Origin of the sequence: Caenibius tardaugens NBRC 16725 (assembly GCF_003860345.1) — a bacterium.
GTDB lineage: Bacteria > Pseudomonadota > Alphaproteobacteria > Sphingomonadales > Sphingomonadaceae > Caenibius > Caenibius tardaugens.
The window spans coordinates 1,549,174-1,572,572 of record NZ_CP034179.1 but is presented as its reverse complement, the minus strand read 5'-3'; the positions used below and the strand labels follow the sequence as shown (position 1 = coordinate 1,572,572).

At 58.9% G+C, this 23,399-nt stretch carries 16 protein-coding genes; 4 read left to right on the top strand and 12 right to left on the bottom strand.

Going from position 1 to position 23,399, the window contains the following annotated elements; translation table 11 throughout:
* Positions 1-66: 66 nt before the first annotated feature.
* Both EGO55_RS07040 and EGO55_RS07035 read left to right on the top strand, forming a co-directional pair.
* The gene (locus tag EGO55_RS07040) at positions 67-2,460 is read left to right on the top strand and encodes a TonB-dependent receptor (protein ID WP_021691500.1); all 2,394 of its coding nucleotides are present in this window, start codon (positions 67-69) and stop codon (positions 2,458-2,460) included.
* A 165-nt stretch (positions 2,461-2,625) separates the two neighbouring features.
* Positions 2,626-4,209, top strand: coding sequence for a fatty acyl-CoA synthetase (locus tag EGO55_RS07035; RefSeq protein ID WP_021691501.1), 1,584 nt, complete (start codon positions 2,626-2,628; stop codon positions 4,207-4,209).
* Between the two features lie 33 nt (positions 4,210-4,242).
* Here EGO55_RS07035 and EGO55_RS07030 read toward each other — a convergent pair whose 3' ends face one another.
* Complete coding sequence (locus EGO55_RS07030; protein ID WP_021691502.1) at positions 4,243-4,545, bottom strand: Dabb family protein; 303 nt, start codon at positions 4,543-4,545, stop codon at positions 4,243-4,245.
* A 195-nt stretch (positions 4,546-4,740) separates the two neighbouring features.
* On the opposite strand from EGO55_RS07030, the gene EGO55_RS07025 reads away from it, so the two are divergent.
* Both EGO55_RS07025 and EGO55_RS07020 read left to right on the top strand, forming a co-directional pair.
* On the top strand, positions 4,741-7,065 hold the full coding sequence (locus tag EGO55_RS07025) for a TonB-dependent receptor (RefSeq protein ID WP_021691503.1): 2,325 nt from the start codon (positions 4,741-4,743) through the stop codon (positions 7,063-7,065).
* Between the two features lie 57 nt (positions 7,066-7,122).
* On the top strand, positions 7,123-7,566 hold the full coding sequence (locus tag EGO55_RS07020; RefSeq protein ID WP_021691504.1) for a nuclear transport factor 2 family protein: 444 nt from the start codon (positions 7,123-7,125) through the stop codon (positions 7,564-7,566).
* 166 nt (positions 7,567-7,732) lie between these two features.
* Here EGO55_RS07020 and EGO55_RS07015 read toward each other — a convergent pair whose 3' ends face one another.
* The 11 genes from EGO55_RS07015 to EGO55_RS06965 all read right to left on the bottom strand — a co-directional run bounded on the left by EGO55_RS07015 (position 7,733) and on the right by EGO55_RS06965 (position 23,248).
* Entirely contained in the window at positions 7,733-8,101 is a 369-nt protein-coding gene (locus EGO55_RS07015; protein ID WP_021691505.1) for a MarR family transcriptional regulator, read from the bottom strand.
* Between the two features lie 288 nt (positions 8,102-8,389).
* A complete protein-coding gene (locus EGO55_RS07010) occupies positions 8,390-10,081 on the bottom strand; it encodes a hypothetical protein (protein WP_021691506.1) in 1,692 nt (563 codons plus the stop codon).
* Positions 10,078-11,265 (bottom strand): beta-barrel domain-containing protein, encoded by a 1,188-nt coding sequence (locus tag EGO55_RS07005; RefSeq protein WP_021691507.1) that lies wholly within the window; start codon positions 11,263-11,265, stop codon positions 10,078-10,080. Before EGO55_RS07005 ends, EGO55_RS07010 begins: the two co-directional genes overlap by 4 nt.
* A complete protein-coding gene (locus EGO55_RS07000; protein WP_021691508.1) occupies positions 11,262-13,430 on the bottom strand; it encodes a type I secretion system permease/ATPase in 2,169 nt (722 codons plus the stop codon). Before EGO55_RS07000 ends, EGO55_RS07005 begins: the two co-directional genes overlap by 4 nt.
* Positions 13,427-14,422 (bottom strand): TolC family protein, encoded by a 996-nt coding sequence (locus EGO55_RS06995; protein WP_210766666.1) that lies wholly within the window; start codon positions 14,420-14,422, stop codon positions 13,427-13,429. Before EGO55_RS06995 ends, EGO55_RS07000 begins: the two co-directional genes overlap by 4 nt.
* On the bottom strand, positions 14,368-16,551 hold the full coding sequence (locus EGO55_RS06990; RefSeq protein ID WP_124916746.1) for an Ig-like domain-containing protein: 2,184 nt from the start codon (positions 16,549-16,551) through the stop codon (positions 14,368-14,370). Before EGO55_RS06990 ends, EGO55_RS06995 begins: the two co-directional genes overlap by 55 nt.
* A gap of 428 nt (positions 16,552-16,979) precedes the next feature.
* Positions 16,980-18,641 (bottom strand): sensor domain-containing diguanylate cyclase, encoded by a 1,662-nt coding sequence (locus tag EGO55_RS06985; protein ID WP_268871154.1) that lies wholly within the window; start codon positions 18,639-18,641, stop codon positions 16,980-16,982.
* A 264-nt stretch (positions 18,642-18,905) separates the two neighbouring features.
* Positions 18,906-20,147 (bottom strand): dihydrolipoamide acetyltransferase family protein, encoded by a 1,242-nt coding sequence (locus tag EGO55_RS06980; protein ID WP_021691513.1) that lies wholly within the window; start codon positions 20,145-20,147, stop codon positions 18,906-18,908.
* A 3-nt stretch (positions 20,148-20,150) separates the two neighbouring features.
* Positions 20,151-21,155 (bottom strand): alpha-ketoacid dehydrogenase subunit beta, encoded by a 1,005-nt coding sequence (locus tag EGO55_RS06975; RefSeq protein WP_040717221.1) that lies wholly within the window; start codon positions 21,153-21,155, stop codon positions 20,151-20,153.
* Positions 21,152-22,441 carry a thiamine pyrophosphate-dependent enzyme gene (locus EGO55_RS06970; RefSeq protein WP_021691515.1) on the bottom strand — a complete coding sequence of 430 codons (1,290 nt, stop codon included), beginning with the start codon at positions 22,439-22,441 and terminating at the stop codon, positions 21,152-21,154. The genes EGO55_RS06975 and EGO55_RS06970 overlap by 4 nt, the downstream gene beginning before the upstream one ends.
* 78 nt (positions 22,442-22,519) lie before the next feature.
* Positions 22,520-23,248 (bottom strand): helix-turn-helix domain-containing protein, encoded by a 729-nt coding sequence (locus EGO55_RS06965; RefSeq protein WP_021691516.1) that lies wholly within the window; start codon positions 23,246-23,248, stop codon positions 22,520-22,522.
* Positions 23,249-23,399: the final 151 nt, after the last annotated feature.

Below are 23,399 nucleotides of genomic sequence, written 5' to 3'. Positions count from 1 at the left end.
AGAACATCATATTGTTAATATAAAAATATAACAATTAGAAATATTTATTATATTCAGGAGGGGAAGATGATCATCAATTTTCGCGCTGGCTTGATTGCTTCGTCGGCGGTTTCCCTGTCGCTTCTGGCTACTCCGGCTTGGGCAGACAGTCAGGAAGCGCGTAATCCGGTGCCCGGTGAAATCATCGTGACGGCCAACAAGCGCGATGAAAGTATCAGCAAGGTGGGCGCCAGTATTGCGGCTTTCGACACCGCGATGCTTGAAACCCGAAACATCGGCAATCCCGAGGAACTGGTCCAGACGATTCCGGGCATGGCACTGGCGCCTTCCACGCATGGCACGCCGGTGTTCACCTTGCGCGGGGTTGGTTACAATGCCGACGCGCTTGGGGTTTATCCGGCGGTCAGTGTCTCGATCGATCAGGCGCCCATGCCCTTCCCGGTGCTCGCCGGGCATTCGATGTATGATCTTGAACGTGTCGAAGTTCTCAAGGGGCCGCAGGGCACGCTGTTCGGCCAGAACTCCACTGGCGGGGCGATCAACTATATCGCAGCCAAGCCGACCAAGGATTTGCAGGCTGGCTTCAATCTCGATTATGGCCGGTTCAACGAGGTGCGCGGTACGGCCTATCTCAGCGGCCCGATCAGCGAGACACTGGGGATGCGGCTGGCGATTGACGCGGCCCACCGCGATAACTGGCAATACAGCTTTACCCGCGGCGACAAGAACGGCGAACAGAACTATATCGCCGCACGCCTCGTGACGGTGTGGGAGCCGACCGATCGGCTGCGTTTTGAACTCAACGTCAACGGTTCGGTCGATCGTTCCGATCCCCAGGCCTTGCAGATCATCGCGTCGATGCCGTCCACGCCCAGTGCCCCGACATGGGAAGAACTGAACGTTCCCCTGACCCCGCGCAAGCTGCGCGCCGCCAACTGGTCAATTGTCGGGCGGCCGCAAACGGCCATTCAATCGGCCACCGAAGCCGCGCGTCCGCGTGGCGATCGCAAACTGTTCCAGGCATTCCTGCGCGCCGACTTCGATCTGTCGGACGATATCGCGCTGACATCGATCACGACGTTCAATCACCTGAAGCAGAAAATGTCGTTCGATCTTGATGGTTCGGAATACGAACTGGTCGACAACCCGCGGGATGACGGCAAGATTTCGGACTTCAGCCAGGAACTGCGTCTGTCCAACGCCTCCAGCGCCGCGCAATTCCGGTGGACCCTGGGCGCCAATTACAATCGCAGCAAGGTTCAGGAATATCAGGACATTACCTACGGCGCCAACTCGCTGAGCAATGCTGGCACGAATTTCATCCATATCAGCGGCGTTGATAACAAGGGCAAGATGGAATCCTGGGCGGTATTCGCCAACGGGGAATTCGATGTTTCCGATCAGATCACGCTGAAGGGCGCCGTGCGTTACACGAAGTCGACCAACAAGAATTCGATGTGTAACCTTGATCCGACGGACGACCAGAATCTCTCGAACCTGTTCATGCTACTCGGCCAGCTGATTGGCGGCCAGCATGTGCCGCTTGCGAAGGGCGATTGTTACACGCTCAATCCGCAGAACCTGCCGGGCGATCTCTTCCGTTACGACCTGAAGGAAGACAACCTGTCCTGGCGCGTCGGTGTCGATTTCAAGGCGTCGGCGGATACCTTGCTCTATGCCAACGTGTCGCGCGGCTACAAGGCGGGCAGTTTCCCTGTGATTACCGCCTCGTTGCAGGAACAGCTGCTGCCGGCGAAGCAGGAATCGGTTACGGCTTACGAAGCAGGCTTCAAGACCAAGCTGGCGGATAACAAGGTGCAGTTGAGTGGTGCGGTCTTCTATCAGGATTATCGCAACAAACAGGTACAGGGCACCGTTGCCACCGGCCTGTTTGGCCTGCTGCAGCGTCTCGATAACTTGCCGAAGTCGCATATCTTCGGGGCCGAGGCGGATGTGGTTATTCGCCCGGTCGATGGACTGACGCTGACCGGATCGGCCAGCTATCTGAAGTCCAAAGTGGACCGTTATGCGGGAACCAGTGTCTTCGGCGCCCCGACCGATTTCGCGGGAAGCCGCCTGCCGTTTGCCCCCAAATGGACACTGGCAGGCGATATCGATTACCGTATTCCCACCGCATCGGGTGGCGCGGTATTCGTCGGCGCGGCCGTCAATTATCGCACCAGCGTCGATGCCTATGTGGGGGGCAGTTCGCTGGCCATTCCCGACAATGGCGTGAACCGCTGGACATCGCGCATTCCGTTCAAGATCGATGGCTATGCGCTGGTCGATGCCCGTCTGGGATACGAATTCCCCGGCGAACGGATAACCGTATCTGCCTGGGCCAAGAACGTGTTCAACACATTCCATGTGCAGAACGTGATTTCCTACAACGACATCATCACGCAGGCGGTTGGTCAGCCGGCAACCTACGGCGTTTCGCTGAAAGTGCGCTGGAAGTAATCCCTGACCCACCGATTGCGGGAAGGCCGCGCCACTCTCCGGGCGCGGCCTTCCGTGCAGAAGCGCAGCAGGCGATTTGACGTTCCCGAAAATTGGCCTGAAAGGTAAGGAAGAATATGCCGGGCTGCGTGCAGCACCGGCAATGGATCGGGAGAGGCAATTATTATGCGTGCAGAGAACCCCGCTGGCGATGAGGTGCGCGATGCGAGGCAGAGGCTGGTAAGCGATATCCTGCGCCTTCAGGCCCGCCGTTCTCCGGATAAGGTGGCGCTGGTTTACGAAGGGCAAAAGGACACATACGCCGATCTCGAACGGCTGGTCAGCCGTTTCGCCAATCGCCTGATTGCCATGGGGGTGGGGCCTGGTGATCGCGTGGCGATACTGTCGCACAACAATCGCGCGTTCGTGCTGGCCCGTTTCGGTATCATTCGGGCGGGCGCGGTGTTCACACCGATCAATTTCATGCTCAATGCGGCAGAAGTGCGGTACGTTCTCGACCACGCCCGGCCGGTTGCGATCATTTCCGAAGATGCGCTGTGCGCCATTGCGGATGAGGCGCTTTCCGGGCTGGCCAATCCGCCGCGGATCAAGGCCTATATCCGCCATACGGGCGCTGCGGTGCCTGTGGGCTGGGACGATATCGAAGACTGGCTGGCGCATCCCGATGACAGCACGCCGGCCGTTTCCCGCGGAGAGGATGATCCGGTCCAGCTGATGTATACCAGCGGGACGGAATCCCATCCCAAGGGCGCCATGCTGAGTTCGCGCAATCTGTTCGCCCAGTATGTCAGTTGCGCGATCGATGGCCATATGGCGGCAGACGATGTCGATCTGCATTGTTTGCCGCTTTATCATTGCGCGCAGCTGGACTGTTTCCTCAGTGTCGATCTTTATCTGGGGGCGACCAGCATTCTGATGCGGGCGCCCGATGTCGGCAAGATGCTCGAGATGATCGAGGCGGAAAAGGTGACGAAGCTGTTTTGCCCGCCCACCGTGTGGATCGCCTTGCTGCGTCATCCCGATTTCGACACGCGCGATCTGACATCGTTGAAGAAGGGGTACTACGGCGCGTCCGTCATGCCTGTTGCGATTGTGGAGGAACTTGTGCGGCGCCTGCCCGGCATGGGGCTGTGGAATTTCTACGGACAAACGGAAATGGCCCCGGTGGCGACGATCCTCCAGCCTGAGGAACAGTTGCGCAAGCTGGGTTCCGCCGGTCGGCCCGCCATCAATGTGGAAACCTCGGTGGTCGACGATGATGGCAGACCGGTCGCCGTTGGTGAGGTCGGTGAAATCGTCCACCGGGGATCGCAGGTGATGCTGGGCTATTATCTGGATGAAGCCAAAACCCGCGAGGCGTTTCGCGGCGGGTGGTTCCACAGCGGCGATCTGGGCCGGTTCGATGAAGAGGGATATCTCTATCTGGTCGATCGCAAGAAAGACATGATCAAGTCGGGCGGTGAAAATGTCGCAAGCCGCGAAGTGGAAGAGGTACTGTTCAAGCATCCCGATGTGCAGGAAGCGGCGGTTTTCGGCATCCCCGATGAAAAGTGGATCGAGGCGGTAACAGCCGTGGTTGTCGCGCGCCCCGGGGTAACGGCGGATGTGGCGTCGATCGAGGCGCACTGTCGCACGCATCTGGCCGGATACAAACGGCCCAAGGCGATCCATCTGGCCGAAAGCCTGCCCAAGAATGCCAGTGGCAAGATTCTGAAGCGCGAATTGCGCGAACGATACGTGCCGCAGTGAAGGACGCGATACCGCCGGGTTCCGCCCCGGCGGTTATCCGCCGAACTGCGCGGTGCTGTAACTGGCCATGTGCGGACCCACCACCGGGAAAATCACGTCCATATGCGCGGGGTGGGTTGAATAGGCGAGAAAGGCATCGCGATCCCGAAAGGTCGCCGTGATCGCGAAATGGGCGTTGCCATCGAGCAGCGAAAGATCGTGCCCGACACGCATGGCGGTGATGCCGTCGATCAGATCCGGCAGGCTGAGATAGGCCTGTTCGATCGCGGCGCGGGTGGCCTGATCAACAGTTGCACCATCCTTGTAGGTGATCAGACACAGATGGGTAATGCTCACGTTTCTCTCCCTGCCTGGCTCCTGCCTATGCGCCTTCGCAATTTTGGCCATATTTAGACGATATCGGCCATTTCCCCTGCGTTGCGGGGTCGCCGTGCCCCAAAAACATTGCATGTAAAATTCTTTGCTGCAAGTTTGCGCTCACTGTCACCAAAAGCAGACCAGAAACTGCGGGTATCGGGGAGGGCGAAAGTCATGGCGAAAGCCGTCTATATTCGTGCAATGGGGGGTATGGGGCTGGCCGCGGGGGCGCTGATCGCACAGCCGGCCGCTGCGCAGCAATCCGATGCGCAATCGGACATTCGCAACACGGAAATCATCGTCACGGCCCAGCGCCGCGAACAATCGTTGCAGCAGGTCCCCGTGGCGGTGTCGGCCGTCAATGCTGCCCAGCTGGAAACGCGGCGACTCAACAATATCGACCAGCTTTCCGGGATCGCTCCGAACCTGACCATCACGGCCGGGAATACGACCTCCTCGTCGCTGCAAATTGCCATTCGCGGGTCGGTTACGACCAACGTGTCGATGGTCAATGAACCGACGGTCGGCATCTATGTCGATGGCGTCTATGTCGGGAAAGGCAGCGGCCCGATTTTCGATATTGGCGATCTCGAACGGGTCGAAGTTTTGCGCGGGCCGCAGGGCACCTTGTTCGGTCGCAACACGCTGGCCGGGGCGGTCAGTTTCGTTACCCGCAAGCCTTCCAATGAACTGCGGGTCGAAGGCGAGGTGACGTACGGCAAATACGATTATCGCGCGTTGCGCGGGTTGATCAATGTGCCGCTGACGGATCGCCTGTTCGTCAAGGTCGCGGGCCAGTTGCAGCGGCGCGATGGCTTTACGAAGAGCATCAACCCCAATGCCAGCGGCGGGCAGGACGATCGCCATCGGGACAGCGTGATGGCGCAAGTGCGCTGGCAACCGGCGGATGACTGGACGATCGACTACGCCTACGATTATTCGCGGTCCAAAGAACACCCGATGACCGCCATTTTTGCCGTGGGCGCGGGCAATATCTTTGACCCGGCCTCACCCTACTACGCCGGTATTCCTGCCTATCTCTATACGCAGCAGACCCAGAACGGGAACAATCGTCCCAAGGATATTCTGACCGATATCTATTCGACCGACCGTTCCCGGGTTTTCGGCCATGCCCTGACCATCGAAAAAGATTTCGGGGGCGCGGCGCTCAAATCGATCACCGCGTACCGCAAGGTTAAAGTCAACGATTCCGACAGTCTCGATGTCGATGGCAGCCCGTTTCCCATCGCCAACGGTGGTTTCGACATCAATTTCAAACAGTTCAGCCAGGAATTGCAGCTGACCGGCAAGGCGTTGGATGACAAGCTGAATTATGTGCTTGGCGCTTTCTATCTCTCTGATCGGGGGGATTCCTGGAATCCGCAAAGTTACTTCTTCGGTGGCAATGCCTTCGATACCTCGTTCGGCATTCGCAGCCGCGCATGGGCCATTTACGGGCAGGCCGATTACAAGTTCGCCAACGGTTTCACGATCACCGGCGGGCTGCGTTTCACGCGTGAACGCAAGCAGATCGACCGGCATTACGAGATTCTCGCGCTGACGCCCAATCCCTTCGATTTGCCGATGCCGCTCACCACGATCGATATCAAACCGGGTGACAAGGTCAGGGAAAGTTTCGGCAATCTCACGCCGACCGTGATCCTGTCCTATGAATTCAGCCCGGATCTCAACGTCTATGGCAAGTATAGCGTCGGGTTCCGCAGCGGCGGTTTCAACGGTGAAGCGACAACGGATGAGGCTGTACGCAGCTTCTTCAAGCCGGAACTCAACAAATCGTTCGAACTGGGGCTGAAGAGCCGGTTCTTCGATCGCCGTCTGCAGATCAACATCGCGGCCTTCTACAACAAGGAATCGGACAAGCAGGTGCCGGTGTTTCTGGCGGCTGGCACGGCAGCGACCATCAACAGGAATGCCGGGCGCGCGACGATCAAGGGGCTGGAAATCGAGGTGGATGCGCGGCCGGTGGATGCGTTGCACATCTATGGGTCGCTCGGTTTGCTGCGTACCAAGTTCAAGCAGTATCTCGATACCGATCCTTTGGGCGCAATCGTCGATGTGGCCGCGAACCGCTATTTCGCCAAGGCGCCGCGCACCAGCGCTACGGTGGGGGCCGATATCACCCTGTTCGACAGCGAAAAGTGGGGCAAGCTCACACTGGGCGGCGACGTGCAGTATCAGAGCAAGACATTCTCCCTGCCGGGGCAGCGCCTCTACGATCCGCGCTTTGCCCTGGTCGCGACAGGCGCGGAACTTGCGATTCCATCGTCGACCGTGGCCAATGCGCGGCTGCGGCTGGATGACATCGCGCTGAACGACAGTGGGTTGAATGCCTATGTCATGCTGTGGGTCAACAATCTGACGAACTACCGCAAGGTGAACAACAAGATCGCGTTTGGCCCCAATTTCGGTGGTCTGATCGTGGCGAATTATCACGAACCGCTTACGGCGGGTATTACGGTGGGTTTCAAACTCCGCTGACTTTTGCGCGTGATCGGGTAGAGGTGGCGCAACGATGGTGCGAAAGAAAGGTGAAGGATGACACAGGCGGATCAGACGGTGAATTACAGGGCGACGCTGGAAGCCTATATCCGGGCCTGGGCGACGAACGACAAGGCGTTGCTGCTATCCATTTTCGATGATGGCTGCATTCTCGAAGATCCGGTGGGGACCCCCGCATTTTCCGGCCACGATGGACTTTCCCGTTTCTGGGATTTTGCGCATCAGGATACCGGCCGCCAGCTCACGCCCGCGCTTGAGGAAATCCGCATCAACGCGGATCAGGGCGTTATGCGGTTCGTCATGCAGGTCAGGGATGAGGCGAAGAAAGCAGGTATGAACCTGTCAATCATCGAACATATCGCCTTCGCGCCTGACGGGCGGATCAGGCATCTGCGGGCTTTTTGGGATGAAACGAACGTCAGCATCCCGGAAGGGCTGGCACCGCTGCTCCCTGATATCGAGGATGCTTACCAGCAGTGACGACCACATGAGGTTCGGGGTGGGTGGATCGGTGGCAGACTGCACCGGTCTGCTTCCTGCGTCGGACACGGTGCCCCTGTCGTTTAAGCCAACCGGCCGGACCTGCCGGATTACCTGCGGTGCGATAATCGCAGCTGCGAGCGACCGAGTTTGGTCAACAGCCCGATCATGCCTGTGTGTCTGATCCAAAGATATTATGCAGCAGCATTTGCACCGCCGCGTAGCCTTGTTCGCTCAGTTGAACGATGACTCGGCGCCGATCCCGATGATCAGGATGTCTTGAAATCAATCCTTCACTTTCAAGCCGATCAATTCTCCGCATAGCGGCTGTCGCCGATTCAGCGGAAGTGAGTGCCAATTGCTTGACGTAAATCGTCTCGCTCTTGCCGCTTATAAATAATTCTAACAACATGATCCAATCGCCATCATGCAGGGGGTTGGATTTAAAAAATTCTGACATCTGCGACCTCGTATTCAAAAGTCGCAGGGCTTCAGAAATCATTTTATTTTCAAAAATATCTTTTCCTTGCTGCATGATAAAACTTTTTAATATTTCTTAAGTATTTCCCATAAAAATTATATGAGATACGGATTTTTTGAAATTAATGCCATTAAGATAAATTTCATGGCATTTCTTATGAGTAAAAAGTAATTAAACTACGCAAAGGGCAATATTGCCTGGCCCGTTCTTCCGGCTTGCGTGTATTCTTCTGTCACGATGCCTGCCTCAATGCAACGGTTCGCCAAGCCCGACACGCAGGGGATTGCAAATTTTCATCCAACTTTCGGCCAGATGTTCAAAATTTGGGATGTTCTGAGAATTCTAGTGATCTGCTTTGTTCAATATTCGTATCATGTTTTGCCGTGATTCTCGGGATATGAGGAAGTTCCGGTAAGATACGAGGCCAGAAAGATAATGTTCGACATCATCGATTCTTATACGGAATGCTTGATGCCTGATGAAAAAGCTGCCTTCGATCTTGTCTGGATTGGCGAAAAACATTGCCATTTCTGGCAAGAAATGGCCATTTACGAGATAGTTGGCGCGATAATGCAGAACGTCGTAGAAGCGTTCGAGATCCACGCCACTCAGGAGGTGCGCGCATTCCGGATCGGCTTTTACCCGCGCAATCATGGCTTCGGCCGACATCATGAGTTCCAGTAATGTTGGAAAGGTTGTGATGCGTCTTTCAACAAAATCCAGACAATTTCGTATGTTGTCTATGCCCAACTTTATGTATCGTTCGTGCCGACGCCACATGGTCAATTCATTGACGCAATAACTGAGCCAATGATCATGCTCTTTCCAGCGTTCTTCGCGGATGAAGTGATCGCACGCTCGTTCCACCATGTTCAGCCAGCATTTTTTCCCGGTGAGGATAAACAGCCGCATCAGCGAGAGCGCGGCCTCGCCATCGTAGTAAATCGTGCGGAACGGGGCTTTGATTGCGAGGGAAGGGTAGTGCAGCACATGGAAAAATCCGCCAGTCGCGTCATCCTGCATGAACCGCACGCCGCGCGCCAGATTGTCCAGCAGGTCTCGATGGCGGAAATCGCCCGTCAGTTCGCAGTGTTTCACCAGAGCGAGAATGGACAAGGCATTGCCGCCAAGTTTGATTTCGTCGCCGCTATCGACCAGAAACGCCGCCGATGATCCGTCAGGCAGAGCGACAGTCCTGATCAATTCCGTCGTCAGGCGGTGGAGCGCCTTGTCGATCGCGGTTTTCACAGTCTCGTCGCGGGTGGCTTCCCACGCTTCCAGCATCGCATAAACGGTGCTGGCATGTCGCAGACAGTTGTACCCATCGACCGGCTTATCGAAACAGGGATGCCAACCGTAATGGAACAGTCCGTCATCGCGGACCTGCGTGGCGAGATAGCGGCTGCCGCGCGTGATCAGGCGCAGCGTGTCGTCGGCACGCAAGGGCGGCATTGATCGCCGCCCAGTGCTCAGTCCCGTCGTGTCGAGAGCGTGGACGACATTGTCTTTCCCGATAAAGGCGCCGCTGGTCTTGAACAGCCAGATAGGGCAGCGGTCGCTGAAGTCCAGATCGTGAAGGTCATGCCGCTCCGCGGCGTATCTTGCGAAGTTCCCCCGGTTGAGTTGTGCGCCTTCATGGCTGGGGCCGCCATAGAGCATGGCGTTGGCGTTCAGTTCGCATTCGAGGAACGCATGGGTAAATCGCGCGTCGAGAGAAATGCCAAGCCGGAAATAGTTGCGTTTGATGTCGGGCAGCGTTGTACGCAATGTCTTCCAGTCCGTCCGTTCGATCGCATTGACCCGATCCACGCGCAGCCAGGTCGCGCAATCGGCAAAGGGCGCCAGAATTTCGTGGGCTTTCTGCCAGATTTCCGCGGTGGTATGGCCGGTAAGGGTGCGCACTGTCGCGCGCCGGGACCCGTCCGTCCAGGACAGGAACAACACGATGAAAGCCTGATCTTCGGTACTGATCGGAGTGATCGGCCCCAGCGCGTCTTCAAGCGCGGCCAACCGCCGGGAGAGGAGGGTGTTCACCTTTCGCGCAAGGCCTCCCGTGCACGATTTACCGGCTTGAGCAGGTATTGCAGCACCGTTTTCTCGCCGGTGTGGACATCCACGGTGGCGATCATACCCGGGACAATGGGGAAACGCTTCCCGGCCTTGTTCACCAAGGCATCCGATTTTGTCCGCACGAACACGCGATAATAGAATATTTCCGGTTTAACCTCGTCTCTGATGGTGTCGGGGGAGATTGTGGTCACCACGCCATCCAGTCCACCGTAAATGGCATAATCGTATGCGGTGATTTTCACAGTTGCGCGCTGCCCGGGATGGATGAAGGCAATGTCGCGCGGTGCGATCCGGGCTTCGATCAGGAGCTGATCATCAAGCGGCGTGATCTGCATGATCTCACCATTGGGCGGCACCACTCCGCCCAGCGTCGAAACCGCGATACTTTTCACGATACCGTGCACTGGTGAACGGAGTGTCAGGCGATCGAGCGTGTTCGATCGGCCGCGCACGACCGGGGCCAGCGCCTTGACCTCTTCATCAGCCTTGGCCAGTTCCTGCCGCGCTTCCACGATATATTGCGAACGCAGATCGGCCTTTTTCAGCGCCAGATCGGCGCGCTGGCGGCGCAGGCGCAGGACTTCCATCTTGCTCGCGGCGCCCACTTCGATCAGCGATTCCCCGATCGCCAGTTCCTTGCTGATCAGACCCAGCGATTCATCGATGAGCCCCACGGAACTGGCCAGACTTTGCCGGCGTGCCTGATAGAGCCGGGTTTCCTCGGCTTTGAGATCGGCGAATTGCGCAAGCTCGGAAGGGAATGTCAGCGGTGTCTGGTTGACTTCTGCCCGCAGCCGGGCGGAGGCGGCGAGGGCGGCACGATATTTGGCGGCACTTTCTTCCACTGTGGAACCGGCAAGCGTGGGATCCAGTTGGGCGAGTGTCTGGCCGGGCTGCACCAGTGTATCCTGCCGTACAAACAGTTTGGCCAGAATGCCCCCTTCGAGTGATTGGATGATCTGTTCGCGGGAGGTTGGGACCACGCGGCCGCTGCCGGTTGCGACTTCGTCCAGTTCGGCCAACCATGCCCAGATCAACCCGACCACCAGCAGAAGGCCCAGCAATTGCACGATCCGGCTGGCCGATATCAGGCGCCTGTCCTGCGGATCGTCCCAGTTCCAGATGTCGGAGGCATCCTGCGCGCTCATGCCGCCTGCCCCCGTTGTTGCATCGTGCGCAAGGCAGCTGCTTTCCGGTCGTCCAGTGCGATCCGGCCATTGTGGATGACGATGATCCGGTCGACCAGTTCGAGGACACGCGTGCGATGCGTGGCGATCAACACTGTGCGGTTCCGGCTCCATGTCTTGAAGCGTTCAATGAACTGGTTCTCCGCTGCCTCGTCCATCGCGGCGGTCGGCTCGTCCAGCAAGGCCACGCGCGGTTCGCGGATCAGGAGGCGCGCCAGTAGCAAGCCCTGCACCTGGCCGCCCGACAGGCCCCGCCCGCCTTCGAGTACCATATGTTCGAGACCGGCAGTGGAGCGGCGGATCACATCCTGCGCTCCTGCCGCTTCCAGAGCCTTGAGGATTTCCTCGTCCGTTGCCTGTGCGCGGCCCAGAGTCAGGTTATCGCGGATGGTGCCGTGAAAAAGCCTGCTGTTCTGGCTGAGCAGGCCAATATCGCGCCGTACATCGGCCGGGTCGATCTGATGCAGAGGCAGCCCATCGCATGCCACTTCGCCCGAAACGGGTATCAGCAGGCCTGAACATGCCTGCAGGAGGGTCGATTTGCCTGCGCCGTTGCGGCCCAGAATGGCGATTTTCTCCCCCGCTTCGATGTGCAGGTCGGATACGGTCAGGGCTGGCGGGCTATTGGCATCGTTATAGCGGAACACGGCAGTCCGGAAGGTCAGATCGCCGGTGATAGCCGGCACTTGCAGGCGATGTTCATCATCGGGGTTGTCGACCGGCAACGCCATGATCTGGTTCAGGCTGCCGATGCCGACTTTGGCATGCTGCAGTCGGGTCAGCAGCGTGCTGATCTGGGCGACAGGTGCGATCATGCGCGATCCCAGGATCGACGCGCCGACCAGCACACCCGTTGTGATCTCGCCAGCCATAACCAGTGGCGCGCCAACAAGGATAATGGTGGCATAGACACCGTTCTGCACATTTTGCGCCCATACGGTCAGGCTGGTGGTCAGTTCGCGCAGTTTGAGTTGCGATTCCGCCGTGGTGGCGTTGTAGTGGTTCCATTGCTGCTGGAAGCGATGTTCTGCCTGCAGCACTTTGATATCCTCGATCCCCTGCACGGCTTCGACCAGCATGGCATTGCGCAAGGAGCTTTCGCGCATGGCCTGCTGGGCATAGGCCCGCAGCCTTTTCTGGGCGAGCAGCCCCGGCACGAACAGCAGGATCAGTGCGGCCGCGGGAACCAGTGCCAGTGCCCCTGCGATGGACCAGAAAATGGCAAAGAACAGCAGAAAGAAGGGAATGTCCGCAACGGCGGCAACCGTGGTCGATGTCAGGAGTTCGCGGACCTGTTCCAGATCGCGTAACTGGGCAATGAAAGTGCCCGTAGAGGAGGGCCGTTCGCGTGTCCGCACGCGCAAGGCATGGCCAAAAACCTGATCGGACATGCGCATATCGGCGCGTTTGCCAAGCACATCAATAATCCGCATGCGCAACCGGCGGAACAGGAATTCGAACCCGATCGCCAGCAAGACACCGCCGAAAAGGATATACAGCGTCTGGAACGATTCCGCTGGAATGACCCGGTCATAAACCTGCATGGAGAACAGAATGCCAGCCAGCGCGAGTGTGTTGGCGGCGAGCGAGGCGATCAGCACGTTGGCATAGGATCGGATGTCCGTGAACAGAATCCGCCGGAGCCAATGTTCTTCATAAGGGCGGATGTAGGCGTCCACGCGCGCATCGCGCATTGCGGCGATCGGACGCGCGATGATGCACCGCGCGGCGGATGCCACCAACATGTCGGCGCGCATCCGGGTTTCAAGCCCTGCTTCCCCGACCATGGCCACGCTCACCTCGCCCGCGGCGTCGATGCCGGTGACGAGCCCCAATGCCCCGTCAGCGAACTGCACGATCAGCGGCAGGTGGGCCGGGCTTATCCGGGTCTTGTCGATGGCCTGAAAACGAAGTTGCAGCCCCGTTTTGCGCGCAAGAGCGGCAATGCGTTCATCCTCATTGTCCGCATCCTGCCACTGCGCGGCGAGGCGGACATCTTCCCCGGGGGCAGGCAGGCGATAATGCCGGGCAATGGCCCGGAAGGCTTCGATCCATGGCTGGTGCTGAAATGCATCCGCAGCTGAGGCTTCGGCCGCAGTCGGCGGAACGGGGTCGATCGCGGTCATAACGTCACCCCCCGTACCGATGATCCGCTCAGCCCGTACACCGCGCGCTGAACGCCGGTCTGGTACAGGCAATCCGCCTGAAGCCTGCGAATATCATGCGTGGTGTTGACCATTTCGAACCGCACCTGATGGAGTTCCTGTTCTGCGTTGAGAAGATCGACCAATGTGCGCGTGCCCATGTCGAGGTATTGCAGGCGATAAAGTTTTCCCGTTTCGCGCATGCTTGCCTGCCGCGCTTGCAACGTGCCGATCACGTCGGTCAGGCTGCTGATCTGCCGCTCTGCTTCGGCCAGCAGGCGGCTCACTTCCAGGCGGGTTTTCGCTTCGGCGGCATCGGCGGCGCCCAGTGCAAAACGGGCACTGCGCGCGCGCGCGCGTTTTGCGCCGCCACTGTAGAGGTCGCTCGAGATATTGATGCCGAAGTTGTACTCGGCATGGCCGGAAAACGGATCGTGTAAATCCGTGCCGCCACCCGCACCGATCGTGATGGTCGGCAACCGTTCGGCCTTGCTGTGGTCAAGTTCCGCTTCGGCGATATCGCGTGCCCCCCGCGCCTGCATGACGGCAGGAACATGCGACCAGTCCGGCTCCCCCCCGGCGCAGGCATCGTTCAGGACAGGAGAGGCTGACGGGGCAATGTCAGGCGGTGTGGGCTGGCCAAGCATATAGGCGAGATTGCTGTTCCAGCGTCGCCGCTCCGCCTCGATTTCCTGGATTGTGGCGTCGGCCGCCTGTACCCGGGCCCGCGCTTGCAAGGCATCCGATTTGGTCGCCGCACCAAGGCGATAGCGATGTTCCACCAGCGTGTTGATGGCAAGTATGCTGGCCAGTTGCTCTTCCGCCACTTCGATCAGGGCGTTGTCGCGCTGGATCTCGATCATCGCATAGCTGGTGTCGCGGATCAGGCCGTCCACTGCCAGAAGAAGCTCTGCCCGGCTTACCCGCGTACCCGCTCGGGCAGCAGGACGCTGCTGCCACTGCCCGGGTTCCATGAGGTGCCGCCATTGGTGGTATATTGCCATGTCGCGCCGGGTTCGAGCACCGAGGTGAGCACGACCGTGCCGTCGTTGGTCACACCGTCGCTGGCCGAACTGCCGGTATCGTTGTCGAGTTCGGCATTGATGGCGGCGGGATCGGTAAGATCGACCGTAATCGGGCCGAGGAATGTGGGGGTGCCTTCGTTGCCGGCCTCATCGACCTGGCGCACGCCAACTGCGCCATCGGCATAGACGCCCTCGGGCAGCAGAACGCTGCTGCCACTGCCCGGGTTCCATGAGGTGCCGCCATTGGTGGTATATTGCCAGCTCGCCCCAGATTCGAGCACCGAGGTGAGTACGACCGTGCCGTCATTGGTCACACCGTCGCTGGCCGAACTGCCGGTATCGTTGTCGAGTTCGGCATTGATGGCGGCGGGATCGGTAAGATCGACCGTAATCGGGCCGAGGAATGTGGGGGTGCCTTCGTTGCCGGCCTCATCGACCTGGCGCACGCCAACCGCGCCATCGGCATAGACGCCCTCGGGCAGCAGAACGCTGCTGCCACTGCCCGGGTTCCATGAGGTGCCGCCATTGGTGGTATATTGCCAGCTCGCCCCAGATTCGAGCGACGAGGTGAGCACGACCGTGCCGTCATTGGTCACACCGTCGCTGGCCGAACTGCCGGTATCGTTGTCGAGTTCGGCATTGATGGCAGCCGGATCGGTAAGATCGACGGTGATCGGGCCGAGGAAAGTGGGGGTGCCTTCGTTGCCGGCCTCATCGACCTGGCGCACGCCGACCGCGCCATCGGCATAGACGCCCTCGGGCAGCAGGACGCTGCTGCCACTGCCCGGGTTCCATGTGGCGCCGCCATTGGTGGTATATTGCCATGTCGCGCTGGGTTCGAGCACCGAGGTAAGCACGACCGTGCCATCATTGGTCACACCGTCGCTGGCCGAACTGCCGGTATCGTTGTCGAGTTCGGCATTGATGGCAGCCGGATCGGTAAGATCGGGCGCGGTGGCGGTAGACGGTGGGGACTCGTTGCCCCCGCCATCGGTCTGGGTGACGAGCAGGTCCTCGCCATTGGTCTGCGCCGGAATGGTGACGGTATAGGCACCGGTGCCCGGATCGGCGGTGCCTGTGCCGAGCACGGTGGTGCCATCGGGGGCATAGACGGTGACGGTGGCGCCGGGTTCGGCCACACCGGTGACGGTCGCGCCTGTGGCATCGTCGACATCGGCGCTGGGAGCAGCCGGATCGGTGAGATCGGGGGCTTCGAGAGGCGTCGGTTCGGATTCATTACCCGCCTGATCGGTCTGGGTGACCGTGATATCTTCCCCGTTGGTCAGAGGCGGGTCGATCGTGATTTCGAAACTACCATCTACCGGATCCGCCGTGCCGCTTCCGATGATGGTGGTTCCATCCGGCCCGTAGATTATGATTTCGGCACCGGGCTCGCCCCTGCCGGTGATTGTGCCACCGGTTTGCTGATCCAGTTGCGCAGAGGGGGGGAGTGGTGCTTCGGTGTCGGAATCGGAATCGGAGTCGGCATCGGCATCCGCATCGGCATCCGCATCCGCATCGGCATCCGCATCGGCATCAGCATCGGCATCAGCATCAGCATCAGCATCCGCATCGGCATCAGCATCCGCATCAGAATCTGAATCAGAATCAGCGTCGGAATCGCCATCACCCGGTCCGCCGTTGTTGTTGTCATCGCCGGAACCGCCGCCTGCGAGGCCCGCAACAGCCCCTGCGGCACCGAGTAACCCTAGGGCGGGGAAAATAACGCCTGATATGCCGCGCTCGGATTCGGTGGCGCTTTGGATGAGTTCAAGCCAATCAACCTGTTCATATATCCCGGACGTATGTTCTGGGTGAACCAGCCAGGTGCTGCCATCTGGTTCTTCGAATACGAGTTCATTGGTTTGGCCATCGTGCGACGGCTCGTAGAAATCGATGATGCGGATCGTTTTTCCCGAGTGGAGCCGGATTATCAGGTCCAACCCGACGCGTTCGAAAACAGCCACTTCGGCACGGCTCATGTGCAAACGTACTATACTTGGCCGGTTGAGATCGATTGAATCCAATGGAACGGTATTGGTTATTTTGCTGGATTTATCGAAGATCTCTGCTGGCATGGATTCCGTCCACTTGCTGTGCCACACCGCATTGCGGTGCCCCACGAGATACAGAATTTATGTGCAATTCTTTAAATAATATAAATTTTATTTTCTGAACGACAGAATGTATATATTTGCAGATATTGGTCTGCAACAAAGACCATCGGTTAACTCCGATATTGGAATTAATTTTACTAATGTATGGGGAGTTATGTCTGTTAATAACTGATTTTTTTATTGATTAATTGAATTTTCAAGAAAGTTGATTTTGCTATTTCCTATAACTTTGCTGTTGTCTTGCTGGGTTAGAGGTGGAGGGTGTGTGTGCGTGCGGTCGGCGCGCGCATAGGCTCCGTCACCTGAATTCCATCGGGTGTCGGGCCTGTTCCAGATGATATTACAGATACTTTTTAGAACGTTATTTGTGCATATGGATCAGGTATATTCTAGTAAAGCATTGCTGCAGTATGCACGATGTAACGATTTCGGCCCGCAGTCTTCGCGGTATAAAGGGCTTTGTCGCTTGCTTCGAGAAGTTGTGCTGGGGTTAGTTTCTCGCACGGGGCGGCGACCACGCAACCACAACTGATTGTCATGCAGCCGGTTGGGGATTCCGCTTGCGGGATCGCCAGATGGGCAATGGCAGCCATGAATCTGTCCAGCATTCTGGAAGGATCCCCTGCATTCATCAGGACGAACGCGAATTCTTCCCCGCCATAGCGCGCCACGAAGTCTGATTGGCGCGCCACGGAATGCAAGGCTTTCGCGACCTTTTGAAGAGCCACGTCGCCCGCCAGATGACCGTTCCGATCATTGTAGGATTTGAAATGGTCGACATCGATCATGCCCACACACATTGCCTTGCCAGTTTCGCTGGCATGCAAAAAGATGCGGGTCAATTCGCTGTCCCAGTGCCTCCGATTGGCGATACCGGTCAGCGGATCTTCCAGTGTCTGCCGCGCGAGAGAGGATTTTTCCGCAGCAAGGGCGCGGTTCGCATCGCGCAGCGCGAGCTCTCCACGCCAGGCATCGGTAATGTCTATCACAAAGCCGACCACGCGTACCGCGACACCTTCACGGGTTTGCAGGCAGGCTGCGGAGCGCACCCAGCGAATATCGCCGTTCGGTCTGACGATACGGAATACGATCCCGTAATCCGCCTTCTGTGCGACAAGTTCGGCAGCGGTTTGCACGACTTCCGTGGCCCGTTCCACATCTTCGGGATGGATGAAGGAGCGAAATTCACCAATGGACGATATCGGGTGTGCGGGATCCCGGCCCATGATGTGGTACCAGGCCGCATCGCAATGCATCCTGTCGTCGACGATGTTGTAGTCCCAGATGCCCAGTCCCCCGACGCGGGCCGCCATGGACAGGCGCTCTTCGCTGACTTTCAGGGATTGCAGCGTTTCGTATGCGGCGGTGACTTCCCGGGATACGCAAACGATCGATGCCAGTTGTCCGTCAGGGGTGATCATCGGTGTCAGGCTGTTCTCCCAGTACTGGCACTGCTGATCAGGGGTCACGCTGCGTCCGTTGAAGCGTGCGGGCGATCCCTTGCGGGCTATGGCAAGGGCTTCGATTCCTTCCGTTTGGACATCCTCCGGCAGGAGCGGTAGCCAGGGCACGCCGAGAATGGATGTTTTGGGCAGCCCGACGGATTGGCATCCGGTTCTGTTCATGTGAACGAGCGTGCCGTCAGGCGCGAGCATTTTGATGCAGTCGGCACTGGCATCGAGCATGGCGTTTTGCTGCCCGATGCGCTGTTCGAGCTGTGCTTCGCGCATTTTGCAATCGTCTATGTCCATGGCGATACACAGCCAGTGCTGTTCACCGGGTTTTGGCGATGGCAACGGCTGTATGTTGAGCTGAAACCAGCGTCCTTCCCATTTGCCTGTGCCCAGCCGACAGGTGATATCTGACGGTTGGGGTGCCGCAAGAATGGCATGTAGCCTGGGCACGACAGACGGCCAATCCGCAACGTGCAGCAACTGGTCGAAGGTCAGCGCAAGATCGCTCTCTTTCCTGTATCCTCTTTCTTTCTGCCAGATTGTGTTCAGCCGGACAATTTTACCGGACGACGTGAAGATGCAGGCTGGCATGGCCAGCGCCTCGAACAGATCAATTGACGTGCGGGGGGCAGGCTCTCGCGTCTGGTTGCGTCATCAATGGCTGTTGCGTCATGATCAATCCGCGGCGGATAGTCCGCCAATGCGGTTTCCCTTGCAGCGTAATCATCGTCACGAGGCAGTGCCATTGTAATTGTCCTCTTGGTGCACATCGCAAATAGTTCATGCAACCGACACTATGGCTTATGACTGTATTAAGGGGATATTTCCGTATCTGCAATGATCGTGATGAGGAATAATGAATCAGGAACGTTCCAATTCTTCCGGATTTTCCAGTATTCGTTTGATTTCCTGAATAAATGATGCCGCGATAAAGCCGTCGATCACCCGATGGTCGCAACTGATCGACATGTTCATGAGTTTCCGTACTTCCGGGCCACCCGGGCAGGGTACGAGGCGTTCGATAATGCGGTTCGGGGCCACAATGGCAACTTCGGGGCGATTGATAATCGGTGTCGCCGCAATGCCGCCAAGCTTGCCGAGCGAGGTGACGGTAATGGTCGACCCGCGCAAGTCTTCCCTTGTAACCTCGCCATTGCGCGTGCGGTTTGCGAGATCTTCGACGGCATGGGCGATGCCCTCGACGTCCAGATTCTGCGCATGCCGCAGGACCGGAACCAGCAATCCTTTTTCCGTTTGCGTGGCTATACCCAGATCGATGGTATCGAATTGTGTGATCACATCCTTGCTATCATCGTAGTGCGCGTTGAGCATCGGGAATGCGCGTAGCGCCTGGCACATTGCGGCAATCAGAAAATGCAGCACGCTCAGCCTTTGGCCATATTGTGCGCTGCGTCTTTCGCGCAGCATTTCCAACGCCGTGACATCCAGTTCATCGACATAGGTGAAGTGCGGGATATGGCGTTTCGCCTCTTCCATCCGCCGGGCGATCTGACGACGCAGGCCGGTGACCGGAATGGTCGTGCCGGGGGTGTCCAGCGGTTCGACCGGCGCAGCAGCAGGTTGGCGCGAAAGAATGAAGCGATCGAGATCTTCGTGGCTGACCCGCTCGCCCACAGCAGGTACAGCGGAGAGATCGATGCCCAGTTGTCTGGCGCGGTGGCGCACAGCGGGGGCGGCCAGAACCTGCCTGTTCGGGCGGTCCCTGCGCGCGGCGGGCGGGCGATCTGCTGGTCTTGTCGGCTGCGCTGCAACCGGAGCCTTAGGCGCAACCGGGGCGGGCGTTGCAGCCAGGGGCGCCAGATCGGTAGCCGCTGCATCCAGGGGTGTCGGGATGTCTTCGTCCGCCACATCCAGCACGAAGAGTGTGGCGCCGATGGCAAGCATGGTCCCGGCGGCAGCCCCCTGTTCGATCAGGGTGCCGGCTGCGGGGGCTTCCATCTCCACAGTGGCCTTGTCCGTCATGACCGAGACGATGACCTGCCCTTCGGCCACGGTATCGCCCACTGCGGCATGCCATTCGACCACTTCCGCTTCCGCGATGCCTTCGCCGATATCGGGCAATCGGAATGGTAGCAGGGCCATGGGCTATTCCCGCATCAGGCGGTCGAGGGCTTCGCCGATACGGATCGGACCGGGGAAGTACGACCATTCCAACGAGTGCGGATAAGGCGTGTCGAAGCCAGTTACGCGTTCGATCGGCGCTTCGAGATGATAGAAACAGCGTTCCTGTACCAGTGCGGACAGTTCCGCGCCAAAGCCGCTGGTGCGGGTCGCCTCGTGCACGATCAGGCATCGGCCCGTCTTGCGCACCGAAGCCTCGATCGTGGCAATGTCGAGCGGCACGAGCGAGCGCAGATCGATCAGTTCGCCGTCGATTCCGTGTTCGTCGATCACCTTGTGCGCGACATGCACCATGGTGCCATAGGCCAGTATGGTCAGATCGCCGCCTTCGCGCACGATCCGGGCCTGGCCCAGCGGTACGCGGAAATAGCCTTCGTCCACGTCTGCGTCCGGATGGTCTGCCCAGCTTTTCGCGGGGCGATCATAATAGCCATCGAACGGGCCGTTGTAACAACGCTTGGGTTCCATGAAGATCACCGGGTCGTTGTCTTCCATGGCGGCGATCAGCAGGCCCTTGGCATCGTGCGGGTTGGACGGGATCACCGTTTTGATGCCGGTGACATGGGTGAACAGGCTTTCGGGCGATTGGCTGTGTGTCTGGCCACCGAATATCCCGCCGCCGAAGGGGACGCGGATGGTGAGCGGACAGATGAAATCGGCGGCCGAACGATAACGGATACGCGCGGCCTCGCTGATGATCTGGTCGAGACCGGGATAGATGTAATCGGCAAACTGGATTTCGGGCACGGGCCTGAGGCCATAGGCAGCCATGCCGATCGCCGCACCGATAATCCCGCATTCGGTGATGGGCGTGTCGAAGCAGCGTTGCTTGCCGAACTTGGTCTGCAACCCCGCCGTGACCCGGAAAACCCCGCCGAAATATCCGACATCTTCCCCCAGAACCACCACGCGATCATCGCGCGCCATCATGACGTCCAGTGCACTGTTCAGCGCCTGAATCATACTCATTCCGGCCATTTCAGCGCCCTTTCGCGAATGGCCTGTTCGGATTGTTCCCGCAGGTGCCAGGGCATCTCTTCGTAGACGTCCTGAAACATGGTCTGATCCGGCTGATGCAGGCCGTGGCCGAGAATGCCGTTCTGTTCGGCTTCCTTTTGCGCGGCCTGCACTTCCTGCGCGACTTCGAGATCCATGGCCTCCTGCCGTGCGATATCCCAGATACCCTTGTCGATGCAGTGCCGTTTCAGCCGCGTGATCGGATCGCCCAGCGGCCATTCCTGCCGTTCCTGCGCGCTGCGATAGGCGGAGGGATCGTCCGATGTGCTGTGGGCCTCGGCACGATATGTGAACAGTTCCAGCAAGGTCGGCCCGAGATTGAGCCGCGCCCGGTTGGCCGCCCAGTTGGTCGCGGCATAGACCGCAAGGATATCGTTGCCATCCACCCGCAAGCCAGGAATGCCATAGCCGATCGCCCGCGCGGCGAACGTGGTCCGTTCGCTGCCGGCAAATCCGGAATAGCTGGAGATGGCGTACTGGTTGTTCACCACATTGAAGATGCACGGGGCGTTGTAGACGGCCCCGAATGTCAGGCCATTGTGAAAATCGCCTTCGGAGGTGGAGCCTTCGCCGCACCATGTGGCGGCGATCCGACTGTCCCCTTTGGACGCACTGGCCATGGCCCAGCCTGCCGCTTGCGGATATTGCGTGGTGAGATTGCCCGACAGCGTGAAGAACCCGTAGGCGCGGGCTGAATACATGATTGGCAACTGGCGGCCAAACAGCGGGTCGAGCCGGTTGGAATAGATCTGGTTGATCATTTGCACGATCGGATAATCGCGCGCGAACAGGATACCCTGCTGGCGATAGCTTGGAAAACACATGTCTTCGCGATCCAGCGCAAAGGTCGCACCGATGGCGACGGCCTCTTCCCCGGTGGCCTTCATGTAGAAGCTGGTCTTGCCCTGACGTTGTGCGCGAAACAGCCGGTCATCGAAGGCACGCTGCAACGCCATTGTGCGCAGCATACGCAGCAGGGTGGTGTCGTCGAGGTGCGGATTCCAGCTGCCGACGGCGCGATTGTCATCATCGAGAACACGGATCAGGCCATAGGCAAGATCGACCATGCTGCGCGCAGCAGCGGTTTCATCCGGCCGGGCAATCGCATCGGGGCGGGGAATCTCGAGATAGGAATAATCGACCGGATCGCCGGGGCGAAATGGCGGCTCGGGGATATGGAGGGTGAGGCCGGGTTTGTTGGACCCGCTTGTGCCGCCAGTATTATCCCGCCCGTTCATGATTGCGTGTCAGTCTTTCTGCTGTTTTGCCTTTTCAACGCCTGAAAGAGGAAACATATCCTGACCGCGCGGCGCCCCCTATTGCCGCCAGCGGCAGAAATCGTTCTCCATGGCGTGATCGAGAATGTCCTTGCAGGTGGAAAAGTGCGCATGATCCGTGTCGATCAGGCCATTCTCCACATCATCCAGTTGTACGGCGGGCACGAATGCGATCGGGCAGGCAACCGGCACCAGTTGCGATCCGGCCCCGAATTGCAGCGTGCTGAGCAAACCGAACATCCGTGCGTCCCGCGTCGGCCGCCCCAGCATCATCAGGCGATGCTGGCCCGCCTCGTTGGTGACGAGATAGATATGCCCGGACAAGGTCGGCATGGAGACATAGCCGGATTGGGCATAGACGCCATCGGGCCTCTCCCCTTCGATGAACCGCAGATAGCCCGCACCGTCATCCCAGAATATCCGGCTGCGATAGGCGTAAACCGCCCCCGTCGTGTCGAAACTGGCCCGTAGCGTGAGGTAATCCTGTTCGATCCATCGCACCGCAGCACGGCTGTAGGCCCCCATGTGTTCGGGCGCGAGATCGTGGGCCGAGGCGGGTTCCTGCCCGGTCTTTCCGCGCAGGGGCGTTCCCAGCGCCTCTTCGATCCGCACGACTGTGGCGAGTGTGAACGGGCGGCTGCCCGACAGGGCTTTTTCCAGCGTTGACAGGCTGACGCGTGCCATGTCGGCCAGCGCCTGACGCGACATGCGCCGCCGGGCCAGTTCCTCGCGCAGTCGTTCCGCAAAGCCGTTATCGGGATCGTGCATGCCATCTCCAGAAAAGTGCCGGACAATTCCGCACAAAACCGCACAACCCGTCAAGCCTCTTCGTGCTGCCGGACATGTCCGTCGCGGTGCGGCAACAACCGGCATGACTTGCCGATGGCTGTCCGGCATCGCGTGTATTTATTGGGAAGGC

What these genes read in the sequence shown, in the direction of transcription:
- EGO55_RS07040 (WP_021691500.1), top strand. Translation starts at nt 67, where the DNA reads ATGATCATCAATTTTCGCGCTGGCTTGATTGCTTCGTCGGCGGTTTCC.
- EGO55_RS07035 (WP_021691501.1), top strand. Translation starts at nt 2,626, where the DNA reads ATGCGTGCAGAGAACCCCGCTGGCGATGAGGTGCGCGATGCGAGGCAG.
- EGO55_RS07025 (WP_021691503.1), top strand. Translation starts at nt 4,741, where the DNA reads ATGGCGAAAGCCGTCTATATTCGTGCAATGGGGGGTATGGGGCTGGCC.
- EGO55_RS07020 (WP_021691504.1), top strand. Translation starts at nt 7,123, where the DNA reads ATGACACAGGCGGATCAGACGGTGAATTACAGGGCGACGCTGGAAGCC.
- EGO55_RS07015 (WP_021691505.1), bottom strand. Translation starts at nt 8,101, where the DNA reads ATGCAGCAAGGAAAAGATATTTTTGAAAATAAAATGATTTCTGAAGCC.
- EGO55_RS07005 (WP_021691507.1), bottom strand. Translation starts at nt 11,265, where the DNA reads ATGAGCGCGCAGGATGCCTCCGACATCTGGAACTGGGACGATCCGCAG.
- EGO55_RS07000 (WP_021691508.1), bottom strand. Translation starts at nt 13,430, where the DNA reads ATGACCGCGATCGACCCCGTTCCGCCGACTGCGGCCGAAGCCTCAGCT.
- EGO55_RS06995 (WP_210766666.1), bottom strand. Translation starts at nt 14,422, where the DNA reads ATGGAACCCGGGCAGTGGCAGCAGCGTCCTGCTGCCCGAGCGGGTACG.
- EGO55_RS06990 (WP_124916746.1), bottom strand. Translation starts at nt 16,551, where the DNA reads ATGCCAGCAGAGATCTTCGATAAATCCAGCAAAATAACCAATACCGTT.
- EGO55_RS06980 (WP_021691513.1), bottom strand. Translation starts at nt 20,147, where the DNA reads ATGGCCCTGCTACCATTCCGATTGCCCGATATCGGCGAAGGCATCGCG.
- EGO55_RS06975 (WP_040717221.1), bottom strand. Translation starts at nt 21,155, where the DNA reads ATGAGTATGATTCAGGCGCTGAACAGTGCACTGGACGTCATGATGGCG.
- EGO55_RS06970 (WP_021691515.1), bottom strand. Translation starts at nt 22,441, where the DNA reads ATGAACGGGCGGGATAATACTGGCGGCACAAGCGGGTCCAACAAACCC.
- EGO55_RS06965 (WP_021691516.1), bottom strand. Translation starts at nt 23,248, where the DNA reads ATGCACGATCCCGATAACGGCTTTGCGGAACGACTGCGCGAGGAACTG.